The organism is Shewanella sp. SR43-4, from assembly GCF_014163845.1.
GTDB lineage: Bacteria > Pseudomonadota > Gammaproteobacteria > Enterobacterales > Shewanellaceae > Shewanella > Shewanella vesiculosa.
Genome location: NZ_JACJEB010000001.1, coordinates 385,363 through 400,162, shown reverse-complemented (window position 1 = coordinate 400,162; position 14,800 = coordinate 385,363). Strand labels below are relative to the sequence as shown.

Below are 14,800 nucleotides of genomic sequence, written 5' to 3'. Positions count from 1 at the left end.
ACCCTAATTTGGGTTAAACAGTCAGCTTCTTAAGATGCTGGTATTTTTTGTCAGTGCATTCTGAAATGCTGTATTGCGCTTTAGCCACTTTACATTTTAAAAAGCCGTTGATGATTGTTAGCTATTCTGTTCATTGGCTTTATAGGTTTTAGATATATACAAAGGTTATGTAAATATAACCAACAGCTAGAGGTTAATGAATGAGTCGTTTACCAATAAACTCATAAGTTAATGAACCGCAGTTATTTATGTTGCATTCTTGTTTCTGTATCTGTATTTTTCCTCTACATTATTGCATAATGCTGAGTCTTTTATTTAGACAAACGTATTAATTATGACGAACATTGTGTCGGCTTGTATTTATAGTTGAAAAGTCGGTAATGATTTTGTCTCTAAGCAATGCCAGTGGCAGCATTGCTGGTAGTTATTAAAAATAAATGGATGTTATAAATGTTTAAAACTAAATCTAGTGCTTGGCTGGCAATGTTCGGTCTTCTTGTATCAATAAAATCTTATGGCGTTGTCTTTGACGAAGCGCAAACAAATGTTATTAAAGATAAAATGCAGCATAGCATATCTGTTTCTAATATTGGTTTGGTTGAAGAAGGCCGTATTCATAATATCAATAAAGTTTATTCTGCTGGCAGGATTGCGGTTGGAACAGAATCAAAATATATTCATAACTTCTTGGCAAATAGTGATAACACTATTAGTTATTATGGTAAGCAAGCTCTGGTTACTGATGATAATTACTACGGTATTAATATTACGTTGAGCCCGGATGGCAAGTTTTTGTATGTAATATCTATAATTGACTCATCTTATCAATTGACTGTAATGAAGTTCGATGTCGATACAAAATATTGGGTTGAGCAGTTCAGCTATAGTGCGCTAAATGGACAAACTATTACAAATAATGATGTTATTGAAATATCAGAAAGTGGTAATTATCTATTTATCAGAAACCAATATGAACGGTATGTTTCGATAACAAAACGAGACGCTGCCACTGGCGAACTTGTTGCAGTAAAATTACTAGGTGATAGCGATAATATTCCATCACAGATAGATGATATTGAATTTGATGATAGTAATAATATTTTATTACTATCTGGTGAAGGCCGAGATTACAATTCGACAGATCCTCTCGTTGCTTATCAATTAAATCCTATTGACAATACCGTTGCGGAAATTTCTCGAGTCTCACGGAATAGCAGTTATCAATCAATTTCAAATATATTGTATGACCAGTCTACAGGTAATATATTTACTTCAGACAATAATGAAATTACGGTATATCGTCTAGATGTGGCAGGAGAGACATTGACACTCAAGTATAATGCTAATTCATACATTGCTTTCAATACAAATTCATATATTTCTTCAGCATCACTTTCTCTGGTTGGTAGTAAATTGTTAGTTCAAAGAACTAGTAATACAGGCAAGCTTTATAACTTCAACGATGGTGTATCACCCTCTTTTACGTTGGATAAAACGGTGGCAACAAATGTGTTACTTAGTTCTCTTAGTCGAGGAGATAAACTTGGCTGGAGACTAAACAATGAGAAAGTTGAGCTCTATGCATCTGCTGATAATTTTTATGATTACAGCAAAGTAAGTAGCATAAAAGATGGCCAGCAAAATTTACCTCACTTGGCCAATGGCTATAGCCGTAATGTGTTTATTGAGTCGTTGGGGATTATAGTTGTCATAGATGCAGATGGTATTACGTCGATTAGTGCTGATCCAGCGGCAAAGACATCGTTATTTTCTGCAAATTGGACCCAGTTTGGTATTGGGCAGAATGTTACGCCTGATATTCAGAGCCTATCTGTTCATGGTGATGAGATATTCATCGCGGGACGTAACTTTTCCGATAACAACTATTGGGAAAATAATAAGTATATAGCATTGAAAGTGGCTGTCGATGGAACTGTTTCAGGTGGACTTAAGTCTCTTATATCATCAGGTAATCCATTATATTACACAGATAATGCCGTATTTAACAAAGCTAATAATTTAGCAATATTCAGTAACGAAGATAACAATTATATCTTCGTTAGTATTGATGCGGATAACAATGCTACCTTGATTGATGTACTTGATACCTCTCTTTTAGGGAATAGCTATTATCGTCAGGTAGGCTTTGTTGGTGGCAAGCCGTATGTGTGGGACAGAAGTGCATCGAAACTTTACTGGATCGATTTAGACCTCGCTAATAAGGATGTTGATGTAGAAGAAGTCATTGACCTTTCTGGTTCAGTTCCTACTGAGTCATCGGTATTGGCAAATGAGGGCAACATCTATTTCGTTAGTCGTGACGCGATAAGCAGTTATAAGGTTAATACTGATTTTAGCTTGTCATTTATGTCGGTTTCTTTTATTTCAGGCATTAATAACCATAATTTGGTGTTTGTCTCACAGGACTATGTGGTAAGTACCGATTATTATGCTCTTTATACATATGCGGTGGACAGAGAGAGCGGTAGTTGGAAGTTACTTGCAACTACTCCAGCCAGCGATTATGGAATATCATATTTTCAGAACTATAACGTATTTTATGCCGATGGCTTGAAGCAGAAAGCTATTTTTGGTGCACAAGCGGGCGACTCAGCCGTTGGATTTATGATTGCCGACTTCTCCTCAAGTCCAGTATTGAAGGCCGCTATAATGCCTGTATTGGCAAACGAGGGAGAAAAGGTTGAGCTGAATATCGCCGATTTTGTTTTTGACGCTGATAGTGATGATGTACTTACTTATAGCCCTACTAGTCTTCCCGCTGATGCAATGTTGAGTGAGACGGGTCTGCTTACCCTTGAAACCAAAAGTAGTGACTCAGGTGATTTAAATATCTTGGTGACTGACAGCAGAGATATGACATTGACAATATTAGTGCCTTTCTATGCTAACACTGCGCCTCTTATAGGGACCATCGATAAGTACTGGGTTAATCCTGGCGAAAATATTGTTTTGGATCTCGCTGGTTCAGTTACCGATCCTGAAGGGCAGAGCTTCACTTTTGCTAAAGATGATGGCTCCGAGCTTGAGGTTAATCCCTATGGTTTGGTTTATGGGAAATTGATCGCTGCCGGCGAACACAAGGTGCTGGCGACAGTGACAGATAGTCTTGGGGCTAAGGCATCTTTGTCTGCCATAGTTCAAGTCAATTCGGCACCTAAGTCCATCAGCTTGAGTCCTCTTTCTATCAAGACTGCTGAAGCAGTTATTCTAGATGTTGCGAGTTCATTTACCGATGCTGATGGCCATATTATGAGTTTCACTGCTGAAGGGTTACCTGTTGGGATTAGTATCAGTCCGGAAGGCAATGTAACGGGAAGTACTACTACAAGCGGTAAGATGACCGCTTTGGTGACAGCGACGGATTCAATGGGGCTAAGCAGTAATGCGATACTTGTCATTAATGTAACAGATGGGGATTCTGGTGGCGGTAGTTTGGGGTATATTGCGTTATTACTTTTACCTTTAGCACTACGTCGGAAATTTTATTAAGTACTTTTATCAATAATTTTACTGGTCAATAGTCGATCTATTTTAAGCGATTTTTTAAGCTTGAATCACAGGCGATAAACATAGTGACTGGTGATACCGTAAATAATCCTCCATATAGGGGGATTATTTAATAACTAAGGTGTTGTTTAAGGTTAAGTTGACGGTGTGGTCCAACACTACTCTCGATATTATAAAAATGCGGTTTATTCACTCTATCACAATGAATAGTTTGGAAAGTATAACTAAGGAATCGCTCGTTCCTAAGCTCCAATAATTAATCAACTCCACAGAGCAAGGTAGTAAGTTAAGTCGGGTTTCGTTAAACGGCAATATGAATCTGCTGCTGAACTAATTCACTTCCGCAGTTAATAGAAGCCCACCAACTTATAGAGCGATAGAAAAAGAACTTAATAGTTACGATTTCTCGAACTCTGAAATAAAAAGACAATTCAAACTGTTTATGCAGCGCGTTAGTAACAAACCGATGAAAGCAAAAAACGGCCAGCATCTTAAGATACTGGCCGTTTTTGTTTATGCGTTTTGTAATAGCTTAGCGCTTATGGTTGTAGCTGTGCTTTTGCCGCTTCAACTTTAGAAAAATCTAAGCCAAGTTCTACAACTGCTTCTTTGATTAAAGCTGGGTTTTGCATCACCATGCCCATTAGCTGTTGTAGCTTTTCCGCAGGAATGCCTAATTGACCAATAGTTGCCATTGCTGCAAATGGGTTTTCAGTTAACGTCTGGAACAGCTCATTAATTTGTACGTCACTGATATTGTGTTCTTTGAAGATGGCAATAATAGGATTCATTGCGTTACCTTGTAAATGTTAATTGAGTAAGCTGTGATTTTATCATGATTTAGTCTGTAGAGGGCAAGATAGCGATTGCACAATCTTACTGACAAAATGATTCAGCAGGTTTTGACTTTGGTTAGTCTCTTAGCAAGATTGAACTGAGTGTCGTTTATACGTTACATCATTCGATAAATGATTGAGTTTACTACTCCGGTGTTTATACTGTTCTCGTTTTAGCGTGTTGCTTTGCTGATTTAAGACTACTTTTTATATGGATTTGTTACGGACGTTGATATGGATATTGAAACCCTCTGCACTGTGTTAGTGCTGCTCCAACCCCTTGTTGTATATTATGCCTTTTATAAAAATACTGGCGTAACCACCAAAGATAATGAGTTTAATCAATCTTTTTTGGTAATTTCTCCTAGTTTTGCCTTCTTTTATTTAGACCAATATTGGTATGCACTCAGTTTGCTGGTTGGCGTAGCATTGCTCGGTTTGTTATTGGCAATGATAGTGGATCGTAAAGCCAGTCATCCGATTGATTACGGCGGGCTGGTTTCATTTATGCTTGCTTGGTTGATTATATTTGGTATAGGTCATTGGATTGCAGGTTTCTTCCCCGACTCAAGCAGTACTGAGGTTGACGATACAATAGCGCTGACTGATATCACGCAAGGGGGTTATTCAGCATTAACCAGTTCACTGTATTACTTCTTGATTATGCTGGGAGTGTTTTTTGTCCGTATTATAGAGAAAAAATATTTCACAAAGGATAATCTCAGTAGTTTGTTGTTGTTTATCAGCAGTGTTGTTGGTGGCGTGTTACCTATGGTGGGTGACTATTTTATCTTGAGCATAGTGATAAACTTTTTTATCTTATTTTATATGAGTGTCGCCATTATTCGCTTGGATGATACCGGTCCTTCAAGTGGTTCGGTGACTTTTATATTTAGTTATCTATTTATGATGGGGGCTAGCTTAGCCATCATGATAAAAGGCGGGTATTGGCTTTACAGCTTGATGAGTTAACTGCGGCATGATCGATAGGCTGCATGTTATTAACTAGAGTCGATAGTCCCAAAAAAAAAGCCAGAACACATATGTAGATGTGTTCTGGCTTTTTTAGTTAGTTTTAATCAATGGTATTAGCCATCAACTTTGTACAATAAGCAACCTGCTATGGTTTCTCGACCTGACAACGTACTTGCGATAATTTGACCGTCTTGCCGGTTTGTACATGACGTAATAGGCAATTATCGCCTTGTTTTAACAGTTGCACTGCGTCCGGAATTTCAGTGCTGCGCCCCATGATCAATAAGCCGTTAGCATCTTTATGCTGAGCACGCTCAATCACTTCTTGGCTGTATTGAGTAAAAGCCTTATCGGCGATTAATACATTGCTGGCGTCCAGTAAGCTTGCTATCGCTTGTTGTAATTCAGCGTGGGTTTGGCTGCTAGGGTTTGTCAGCATTGCCGCTTGTAACGGTAATGGCGCCTCTTTTGCTGTCGCCCCACAGCCGCTCACTGTCAATACTGCCAGAATACCAATGAATTGCTTTTGCATTATTGCTCCAAAGCCAATGGCGTGAGAATACGGTTGTTTTTCAGTACATTTTGGTTGCGCGTGTCTTGCAACATAAAGCCTGGATCGACAAAGGATTCTCGAGCTGGCGCGCGTGCTACAGCTGAAGCCGTCGCTGGGCAGCGGTTATTATTGCGATAAAACAATGCTGCACTGAGAAGTCTTTCGTTGGTATCACCCAAAGCATGTCCAAGATCATCTTCTAGAACACAACCTGGCACTTCACTGTCTAGGGTAGGATTGGCTGATGGTATAAATCCGTCAGAATACTCACCAAAGCCTTTGTCATTAACCCCTTTAAACTGAATGGTAAAGTAGGTTGTGGCACAGTTACTGGTTGGGTAAAAGCCATAAGGCTTACCGCAGGTTGTATCACCCAATTGAATTACCTCAATATTAATGCCGCGAAGGGCATTCATTAAGGCTTCGCTGGCAGAACAGGTGCCAGGGGTTGTTAATACAAATACTCGCTTAAGGTTTAGCGTGGGCAGCGATAATCCACTGCGCAGTAATGAAGTGTTAAAGCCGATTGATTCTGAAATAAACGGCATCGGCGAGAGTGCTTCACGCGTTACTGGGTTAATGTTGGGGTACTTGTTGTTAAAGCTAGTTTGTTCAAACACCCGGTTAGTTGTGGCGTTATCACCCGCAATCATGTAGCCCAGTTGGCTGGCAAGTGCTAATAATCCACCGCCGTTATAGCGAATATCCAATACTAAGTCGTCTACTTGTGCGTTGCTCAGTAACGTCATGGCATCGTATAAGCCTTTTTCGGCCGTCGCGATGTGAGAGTTAAATTGTAGATAACCCACTTTGCCATTAGTCGTTTGAATGGTTTTAGTATTTTGCACTGGCGTTGATACGATTGTGCCTGCCGATAATGTCACTGTGCGGTCGGTTTGGGCATTTAAATCTCGCACGGTAAACACAGTTTGTTTACCAGTGGCATCGGGAAATAAACCTGCATTTAAAGTATCGATACTGTCGCTATCATTGGCATTTGCTACGCTAACACCGTCCACCGATACAATAATGGCACCACGACTAATACCTGCATTGCTTGCCGGCGTGTTTGGCTCGTTGAAGGCCACAGTCACTTGTCGTGACACACCTGCCGATGCATTACGTAAATTTAGCGTCATGCCATAACCAACAGAGGCCCCAGATCCATTGAGTAATTCCCATTCTGCTGTCGGCATAGAAAAGTGAAAGTTATCTTTGAGGTTGCCTGTGTCTGACAATTCGTCGGTTTTAAGTAGTTCAAAATACTCGGCAACGCTATATGGTGCCGGATCGCGATCAATAATTTCGTCATACCAAAGGTAAGTGTCATCGCTCCACGACCGCAACCACAATTTTTGTGTTAAGGGGACACTGCACTGATTGGCTAATGTCGAGTAGTTAGCAAATTGACCAGCAACCCATTGAGGTGACGTTGAGCCAGTATTGCTATTGTTATCGCCGCTTGATGAGCCGCCACCGCCACAGGCTGTTAGTAACAGGCTGGCGCTGATAATGAATGGGGCGAGAGTGTTGCTTGAGAGTAACTGCATAATAATCCTTTATATACTCAAATATCGTGGTTAATGTTTAATCTTACAATTGACAACTTTATTACAATTGACCTAATTTGTAACTCGGTTTCTTGAGCAATACTAAGATTGATAAACCATGCTATTTGAAGTGTAATGATATTTCTATACGCGGCTACTGGTTGTAATGTTCAGTTCAACCTTAGTACTGTGTTTGTGGTTTCTTGCTACTGTTTTATTGCTTACTCATGTAGATATACTAGATGTCAAAAGCTCCATTTGTATAAAATTGCCACAAGCGGCTGCCAACTTCATTTTGAAAGTTCAACGGCCCTAACCAGAGATATCATTACTATGTTCGACAAATATAAAGTAAAAAAGGCGGGTCAATGCTAATTTCACTTATGCATTTATCTGTATCCCGCCAGCGGCAATATGGCGCATCTGGCATCAAACTACTGTTAATTATTTTAGTGACTATGCTGGTCACAATTGGATTAACGTTTTTTATTATTCGCACTTATATTTTTCCGTCGCCATTAACGCCTGTAACGTTAAATGCCCAAGAAGAGCAAAAGCTGGATCAAAAACTGACCCAGCTTGGTTGGCAAGTTGAACCTAGTCGCCAAGTGAGCCAATCACCTAATTCACGCGAACCAAGTAATCGTGGTAATAACAACGCAGAGCTAACCCCGCAGGCATATCGCGAATTTGATGCCGACCGCCTGGTGACTTTTAGCGAAAAAGAAGTTAATTCAATGATTGGCCGTAATCCTGATTTTGCGCAGCGGGTTGCGATAGATTTTTCAGACAATTTGGCCAGTGCAACCTTGCTGATTTCAATTCCTAAGGACTTTCCACTGATGGCTGGAGAAATCTTACGGGTTAATACTGGGTTGGACATTCATTTAGATACCAATGGTCGCCCAGTAGTTGCTTTAGTTGGCGTGAGCTTAATGGGTGTGCCTATTCCCAATGCATGGTTGGGTAACATGAAAAACGTCAATCTAGTGAGTGAGTTTGGCGACCGTGGTTTTTGGAATACCTTTGCCGATGGTGTGGATAATATTCAGATTCGTGATGGCGAACTGTCGATTAAACTGCGAAAGTAAATGCTATATCGGTTTGAAAGCAATGTTATAAGTATGGTGTTAGCAGTGAGCCTGAATATCAAGCTCATTGTTTATTGACCGTTTTTTCAGCCCACTCATGTTGAGTGACGCGAATACTTATCACAGCTAACATTATGTTCTGTATAGTACTTTTACCACATGCCAACCAAACTTTGTTTTGACTAGGTGCGGTGTTATTAGCTCGCCATTGAAACAGACTTTATCAAAAGGGGGCACCATTTGACCTTTTTTGAACTCACCTAAGTTGCCACCATTTTTGGCTGATGGGCAGCTAGAATGTTTTTTGGCTAGCACATCAAACTTGGCGCCTTTATTGAGCTGCTTGATGATGTCTTCAGCTTGGGTTTGGTGTTTCACTAATATATGTAATGCTGCTGCAGTTTTGGCCATGATATCGGTCTTAGTTTCTCTGTGATTAGCAGATTATTATACCTGTTTCATTAGCTAAATTGGCAGTAGATCCTTGCACTAATGGATCTATTCAATCCCAATATAGGCAAATATTGTAAGGTTTGGACCTGTTAATGCCTAAATCTTGAGGTTTTATTACTGTAATTTGCTGATATTAATGATGCTAATAATGATGTCTTTCATTATGTTATAGCTACAACACGTTGAACTGACGCTGAGTGGCCAGAAAATTAGCTAATTGAGTATTACATGGATTACAGTATTGATCAGTTGGTAAAAAACGACGAGCACATAACAAAAAGGAAATTTTAATGCTTAAGCGAATCATACCCTTATGTATAGCGAGTGCGATAACTATGGCAATACCTGTTCATGCAGAAGAAGATAAATATATTTGGTTAGAAGATGTTGAAGGCGCTAAGCCAATGGAATGGGTTAAGCAGCAAAATAGCTTATCTGCTACCCATATTAAGGCTTATCCAGGTTTTGATAAATTAGTCGCCAACAGCTTAGATATTTTAAACGATAAAGCCCGTATTCCTTATGCAACTCGTATTGGCGATTATTTGTATAACTTTTGGAAAGATGAAACCCACGAGCGTGGCATTTATCGGCGAACTACGTTAGCAGAATATGCTAAAGCCGAACCTAAGTGGGAAACCGTACTCGATATCGATGCCCTGGGTAAAGCTGAGGACGTTAATTGGGTTTTCAAGGGTATTGAATGCCAATATCCACAGAACGAGCGCTGTTTTGTTTCATTATCTCGTGGTGGTGCTGACGCTGCTGAAGTGCGCGAATTTGATTTAACAACGAAAGCCTTTGTCGATAGTGCTCAAAAGCCATTTTTGTTGGCCGAAGCAAAGTCGATGCTAAGCTGGATTGATAAAGACACTGTGTTTGTTGGTACTGATTTTGGCGATGCGCAAAGCATGACCGACTCTGGCTACCCAAGTGTGGTTAAATTGTGGAAGCGCGGCACTCCTTTATCTGCCGCTAAACTGGTCTTTAGAGGGGATAAAAAGTCAGTAGCCGTGTCGGGTTATGTGATGTTCGATGATAAAATCCCACTCAATATCGTCACAGAAAGCTTAACCTTCTACACCGCTAAACATTATGTCTATCAAGATAGTCAGTTAGTGTCGCTGCCTATTCCTGAAGATGCCGATTTGAAAGGTTACTTTAAAGGTCAGCTATATATTGAGCTAAAAAGCGATTTAGTCACCTCAAAGGGTACGTTCAAACAAGGTGCCATTGTTTATACGCCAGTTGATAAGCTCATTGCGCAAAAACCTGAGTTTAGTGAACTGGTATCGCCAACTGCGCACGCTTCAATTTCACAAGTAGCATTTAGTCAGAATGCTATTTTTGTGACTTGGCTGGATGATGTAAAAAGTAAACTCGTCCGATACATGCAAAACGATAAAGGTGAGTGGCAAAGCAAGCCGGTGCCATTTGAAGCCAATGGCACCTTAAGTGTGTTTGATGTAGAACGCGATAGTGATGACTTTTTTGTTAATTACACCAGCTTTTTAGAACCCGCCAGTTTATATCGCTTAAATGGCGCGAGCTTAAAAGCCGATAAAATTAAAGCCATGCCGCAACAATTTGACGCTAATAAATTTGTCACCCAGCAGTACTTTGTTAAGTCAAAAGACGGCACTAATGTACCTTATTTTGTGGTGATGGCTAAAGACATCAAACTCGATAGCAGTAACCCTACATTACTTTACGGTTATGGCGGTTTTGAAGTGTCGCGTTTGCCAGCCTATTCGGCCACTATTGGTAAAAACTGGTTAGAGCAGGGCGGTGTTTATGTACTGGCTAACATTCGTGGTGGTGGTGAATATGGTCCTGCTTGGCACCAAGCAGCATTGAAGCAAAATCGTCATAAAGCGTATGAAGATTTTGAAGCCATTGCCGAAGACTTAATTGCTCGCAAGATTACTTCAAGCAAACATCTTGGTATTCAAGGTGGCAGTAATGGTGGTTTGTTAATGGGAGCGGCCTTTACCCGTCGTCCTGAGCTCTATAACGCAGTCGTGTGCCAAGTGCCGTTATTAGACATGAAGCGTTATAACAAATTACTGGCCGGTGCTAGTTGGATGGGCGAATATGGTAATCCTGATATTCCTGAAGAGTGGGCATACATTAAAACCTATTCTCCATATCATAATTTAAAACAAGGGGTTAAATACCCTAAAGTGTTTTTTACCACCTCAACTCGCGACGATCGGGTTCATCCTGGACATGCGCGTAAAATGGTCGCAAAAATGGAAGATATGGGTATAGATGTGTTGTACTACGAAAATATTGAAGGCGGCCATGCTGGCGCGGCCGACAATACCCAAGCCGCTCAGTTAAGCTCAATGGTTTACGCTTACTTAATGCAGCAACTTCGTTAAATATAGTCGCTCAGTGATGAGTAAAAAGGGTTTCAGCAGTGCTGAAACCCTTTTTTTGTGTCTGACATTGATATGACTCGGCTCGAAACTCCGCATGTCTCAGTCGTACTCTTTTATGATAAAAAGAGCCGCAGTGTAGTGCTGCGGCAAAATAGCCTGAAGCTAATTGCAAGGGTGCTATTCTCGCCATTAGCTAGGGGGAGGCTAAATGACGATGACTTAATCTGCACTTATCAATTCAATTGCATTACTGGCAAGCGAGCCCTTAATTTTAATCGCAACCTTATAAATCATTGCGGCATTGGCCGATGCTTTACTTTGTAAGTCGAGGTCACTGACATTAAAAGTATATTTGCCTGCAGTATCGGTTGCTTCTAATGTTCCGCTACAACTATCACTTCCTGCACCATCGCATTGATAGCTTTGGGTGACATGCCAACGTTTCCAAGCCTTAGGTTTTATCGATAGCGATGCTGGATCAGGAAAGCCAAAATAGACGATATCGTAATTGGCTACATCAATGAGGGCTTCGCCGTCATTATTGGCGACCGTGAATAATAGCGAGCCAGTGGTAGCATTAAATGTATCCAGGGTAACAATTACGCTGCTTGCATCATCAATACTAATGCCATCAAGAACTGGTGGTACAACAACTACTGGCGGTGTCACCACTGGCGGTACAACCACCACAGGGGGATCAATAACCGCTACATCGTCATCATTGTCACTATTACAGCCAAAGATTAGCAATGAACTGGCTAATATGGCGCTAAGATATTTGACATTCATCATGCGCTCCTTAATTGTAATGTCCGGTATGGCAGGTCGTGCATTCCATGTCGCTTTTCACACTGGCAGCAGAGCCCATCGTTTCGGTGACACCATGGCATGATTGACATGCTTGGGTTGTCGCCGATGGTTTCGCTTCTGCTAATACCGAAATATCCTCGCCGCCATGAGCTCGATTCAATAGATCGACAATGTAATAAGCCATAGTGGCAGATAGGCGTTTACAGCGTTCACCTTTTAATGCGAAAGGCTTTCCTGATGCCGCAGACCAATTACTAATGGATGAATGGCACAATGGGCTGTTAGCAATAGATGTTGCCCCCACTTCTAATGATTTTTCGGCTGTGGAGCCTATTCCTGCAATGAACTCAGCTGAAGATAAAGGCAAATCGTTGGTTTCATAGTAACGGAATGAAGCCCCAATAATCGCGTTGTTTTGGGCATTAATATCATCAAGAATGTTGATCAGCATGCCTGCTGCATTTAAGTTACCGCAAAGAGTACCTTGGCCTACCACGCCAGCCCAGCCGTAGCCGGCTAATGCTGTTGGGATAGTCGCAAACTTGTCAGCATCAATACTGGCCGATACCGCGAGCATAGTCACAATGGCGTGAAAGACTTGGTGCATACAACCGCCGCCAGTTTCATAGGCTAGCTTGGCAGTAGCCATGGCATCTAACGGTGCATATTTGAGTTTTTCTCCTAACGCTAAACGGTAGTTTCCATCTGCATCTGTAGCAGCAAATGCTGAGGTACCTAAGAGGGTTGCCCCGGCTGCGGCGGTGCTTAATCCAATTATTTTTGTTAATGCTTGACGTCGATTTATGCTCATTTTGATCACCCTTATATCATCATTATTGTTGTGTTTAAGCGCTATGACTTCTTATGGCTTAGGCTTGTTGTCATATTTTTGCTGGTCGGAATATCGACAGCAACTTGATGACCTAACGATAAGCAATGGGGCGATTAAAGGTGTGATTTATGCCAGATAAAACGGCTTTTAAAATAATGTTCAATTGAGTGAATAAACTTGAACTTTGAAGACTAACTAGCCACAAAAAAAAGCCGTCTTTTGTGACAGAAGTCTGATCATTTATAGGATTTACGTACATTTATCTGAGTATTTATTGAAATTAACTGTATGAAATGATGTGACAAATATCGCAATTACATCAATCTTGACCACTATTAATTACAAAGAATAAGGAATTAAAGCGTGAAGATAGCAGGATCACAGATTTTATAAGATTTTCTGCATACACTTTAGCCATTATGTGAAGTATTGAGGCAGTTGGTATGCAATTGGGCCATTGCAGGTTTGATAGCGATAAAGGTGAGCTGATCAATCAGGAAAGTGGTCTGGTGTGGTCTCTTCCCAGAGCAGAGTTACATGTACTGAGATTATTAGTCGAGTATCAAGGCAAAGTCGTTGCTAAACCTATATTAGAGTCTGGTCATAAAGACGGTTCACATCTTAGTTCAGCGTCTGTTGCCAGAGCTATTTTTACATTGCGCTCATTTCTTGGGCCGCAACATGAAACGCTTATCGAGACAGTAAAAGGTCAAGGTTATTTGCTCAGACATCACCGTGCCCGCAAAGAAACCCGTTACCAACGAAGACGTTTTACCATCAAATCTTTACCAGTATTGCTGGTTGTCATAAGCCTTTTTAGTGTATTGCTGCTTAGTCTATGGTGGTTTAATCGGCTTGGGCCCTCAATCAGTCCGACTATGCCGCTGAGTATCGACACGGTAACCTTGGATTCTGGTCAGGAAGTTGAAATGATTTTATATTCGCCCTCAAACACCAATAATGAGTTGTTGATTGCTCAAGGGCAGCTGCTCACTCAGAGTCTATTACATTGTCATGAGACAGTATGGAATAAAGTCTTTCTATCTTTATCTCACGATAAGCAGGTGCTGAACATTACCTTCAGAGGCGACTATTTTGGCCAGTCGATTATTCGTAATATCAAAATTAGCGATTTGCGCCAACCCAAGCGTTTTATCAATCCAGAGTGGCTCAAACAGGTGAGTATTTGTGATTCGTCACCAGTCCAGATCGCCTCTTCGCATCAATCTTGGAGGCGTTAGCATAATGGCAAGAAAAGGGTTATGGCTCATCAACAGTGTTATTTTGCTGTGTTTACTGGCTTGTATTGGGACTATTTACTCGCTCACATCTAAGGCGCCAAACTTTATGCTGAGTTGCAGTTCCGAACTGTTTAATCATCAAGCTGGCGAGGCAGACCATAATCATTACTTATTAGTTGATTTGGTCTCTAAAGATGGCTTGGCGCAAATTAACTATCGTTATTTCGATTTGTCCGGTAATTCAGCTGGAACGTTAGCGATGACAGGAAAAGTGAACCGAATTGATACTCAAAGGCAAATATATGATATTTCAGTGACCACTAAACAAGAGTATTTAGGCAGTAAAAATGTTTATAAACCAGAGCATTATGAGTATCTATCGTATGTTAGTGGCATTAATTTAAATAAGAACGGTATGCATTCATTAACTATTCAGGTGCTAGAACGTGATGAGGCAAAAGACTATGCAGTGGTATTGTTTCAGCCTAGTAATACCGTATGTGGGTGTCGTTTGGTCAATTAAAGCTAATCTAACAGGCCGAGACTT

12 protein-coding genes are annotated in these 14,800 nt (G+C 40.7%); 6 read left to right on the top strand and 6 right to left on the bottom strand.

The genetic code is table 11. The features are described from left to right. Window positions 1-450 precede the first annotated feature (450 nt). A complete protein-coding gene (locus H5123_RS01800) occupies window positions 451-3,510 on the top strand; it encodes a putative Ig domain-containing protein (protein WP_182696825.1) in 3,060 nt (1,019 codons plus the stop codon). 557 nt (window positions 3,511-4,067) lie between these two features. On the opposite strand, the gene H5123_RS01795 is transcribed toward H5123_RS01800, so the two are convergent. Next, a complete protein-coding gene (locus tag H5123_RS01795) occupies window positions 4,068-4,319 on the bottom strand; it encodes a DUF2999 family protein (protein ID WP_124015225.1) in 252 nt (83 codons plus the stop codon). 279 nt (window positions 4,320-4,598) lie between these two features. On the opposite strand from H5123_RS01795, the gene H5123_RS01790 reads away from it, so the two are divergent. Further along, on the top strand, window positions 4,599-5,336 hold the full coding sequence (locus tag H5123_RS01790) for a hypothetical protein (protein WP_124015224.1): 738 nt from the start codon (window positions 4,599-4,601) through the stop codon (window positions 5,334-5,336). A gap of 148 nt (window positions 5,337-5,484) precedes the next feature. On the opposite strand, the gene H5123_RS01785 is transcribed toward H5123_RS01790, so the two are convergent. After that, window positions 5,485-5,871 (bottom strand): hypothetical protein, encoded by a 387-nt coding sequence (locus tag H5123_RS01785; RefSeq protein WP_182696824.1) that lies wholly within the window; start codon window positions 5,869-5,871, stop codon window positions 5,485-5,487. Then, window positions 5,871-7,442, bottom strand: a complete 1,572-nt coding sequence (locus H5123_RS01780; RefSeq protein WP_182696823.1) for a S41 family peptidase — start codon at window positions 7,440-7,442, stop codon at window positions 5,871-5,873. Before H5123_RS01780 ends, H5123_RS01785 begins: the two co-directional genes overlap by 1 nt. Before the next feature lie 368 nt (window positions 7,443-7,810). On the opposite strand from H5123_RS01780, the gene H5123_RS01775 reads away from it, so the two are divergent. Beyond that, window positions 7,811-8,533, top strand: coding sequence for an arginine N-succinyltransferase (locus tag H5123_RS01775; RefSeq protein ID WP_182696822.1), 723 nt, complete (start codon window positions 7,811-7,813; stop codon window positions 8,531-8,533). 132 nt (window positions 8,534-8,665) lie between these two features. Here the strand turns inward: H5123_RS01775 and H5123_RS01770 are convergent, their stop codons facing one another. Beyond that, the gene (locus H5123_RS01770; protein ID WP_182696821.1) at window positions 8,666-8,944 is read right to left on the bottom strand and encodes a peptidylprolyl isomerase; all 279 of its coding nucleotides are present in this window, start codon (window positions 8,942-8,944) and stop codon (window positions 8,666-8,668) included. A gap of 332 nt (window positions 8,945-9,276) precedes the next feature. Between H5123_RS01770 and H5123_RS01765 the strand changes: the two genes are divergently transcribed. Beyond that, window positions 9,277-11,370, top strand: coding sequence for a prolyl oligopeptidase family protein (locus tag H5123_RS01765; protein WP_182696820.1), 2,094 nt, complete (start codon window positions 9,277-9,279; stop codon window positions 11,368-11,370). 219 nt (window positions 11,371-11,589) lie between these two features. Here H5123_RS01765 and H5123_RS01760 read toward each other — a convergent pair whose 3' ends face one another. Both H5123_RS01760 and H5123_RS01755 read right to left on the bottom strand, forming a co-directional pair. Beyond that, complete coding sequence (locus H5123_RS01760; protein WP_259395566.1) at window positions 11,590-12,162, bottom strand: hypothetical protein; 573 nt, start codon at window positions 12,160-12,162, stop codon at window positions 11,590-11,592. A gap of 7 nt (window positions 12,163-12,169) precedes the next feature. Further along, window positions 12,170-12,991: a cytochrome C gene (locus H5123_RS01755; protein WP_182696819.1), complete on the bottom strand. Its 822-nt coding sequence runs from the start codon at window positions 12,989-12,991 to the stop codon at window positions 12,170-12,172. 464 nt (window positions 12,992-13,455) lie between these two features. On the opposite strand from H5123_RS01755, the gene H5123_RS01750 reads away from it, so the two are divergent. Together H5123_RS01750 and H5123_RS01745 are read left to right on the top strand one after the other, a co-directional pair. Continuing rightward, a complete protein-coding gene (locus H5123_RS01750) occupies window positions 13,456-14,253 on the top strand; it encodes a helix-turn-helix domain-containing protein (protein WP_182696818.1) in 798 nt (265 codons plus the stop codon). 4 nt (window positions 14,254-14,257) lie between these two features. Next, window positions 14,258-14,776, top strand: a complete 519-nt coding sequence (locus H5123_RS01745) for a hypothetical protein (RefSeq protein WP_182696817.1) — start codon at window positions 14,258-14,260, stop codon at window positions 14,774-14,776. Window positions 14,777-14,800 lie beyond the last annotated feature (24 nt).

Bases quoted from the DNA above. Each gene is read 5' to 3' on its own strand.
- H5123_RS01800 (WP_182696825.1), top strand. From the start codon at position 451: ATGTTTAAAACTAAATCTAGTGCTTGGCTGGCAATGTTCGGTCTTCTT.
- H5123_RS01795 (WP_124015225.1), bottom strand. From the start codon at position 4,319: ATGAATCCTATTATTGCCATCTTCAAAGAACACAATATCAGTGACGTA.
- H5123_RS01790 (WP_124015224.1), top strand. From the start codon at position 4,599: ATGGATATTGAAACCCTCTGCACTGTGTTAGTGCTGCTCCAACCCCTT.
- H5123_RS01785 (WP_182696824.1), bottom strand. From the start codon at position 5,871: ATGCAAAAGCAATTCATTGGTATTCTGGCAGTATTGACAGTGAGCGGC.
- H5123_RS01780 (WP_182696823.1), bottom strand. From the start codon at position 7,442: ATGCAGTTACTCTCAAGCAACACTCTCGCCCCATTCATTATCAGCGCC.
- H5123_RS01775 (WP_182696822.1), top strand. From the start codon at position 7,811: ATGCTAATTTCACTTATGCATTTATCTGTATCCCGCCAGCGGCAATAT.
- H5123_RS01770 (WP_182696821.1), bottom strand. From the start codon at position 8,944: ATGGCCAAAACTGCAGCAGCATTACATATATTAGTGAAACACCAAACC.
- H5123_RS01765 (WP_182696820.1), top strand. From the start codon at position 9,277: ATGCTTAAGCGAATCATACCCTTATGTATAGCGAGTGCGATAACTATG.
- H5123_RS01760 (WP_259395566.1), bottom strand. From the start codon at position 12,162: ATGATGAATGTCAAATATCTTAGCGCCATATTAGCCAGTTCATTGCTA.
- H5123_RS01755 (WP_182696819.1), bottom strand. From the start codon at position 12,991: ATGAGCATAAATCGACGTCAAGCATTAACAAAAATAATTGGATTAAGC.
- H5123_RS01750 (WP_182696818.1), top strand. From the start codon at position 13,456: ATGCAATTGGGCCATTGCAGGTTTGATAGCGATAAAGGTGAGCTGATC.
- H5123_RS01745 (WP_182696817.1), top strand. From the start codon at position 14,258: ATGGCAAGAAAAGGGTTATGGCTCATCAACAGTGTTATTTTGCTGTGT.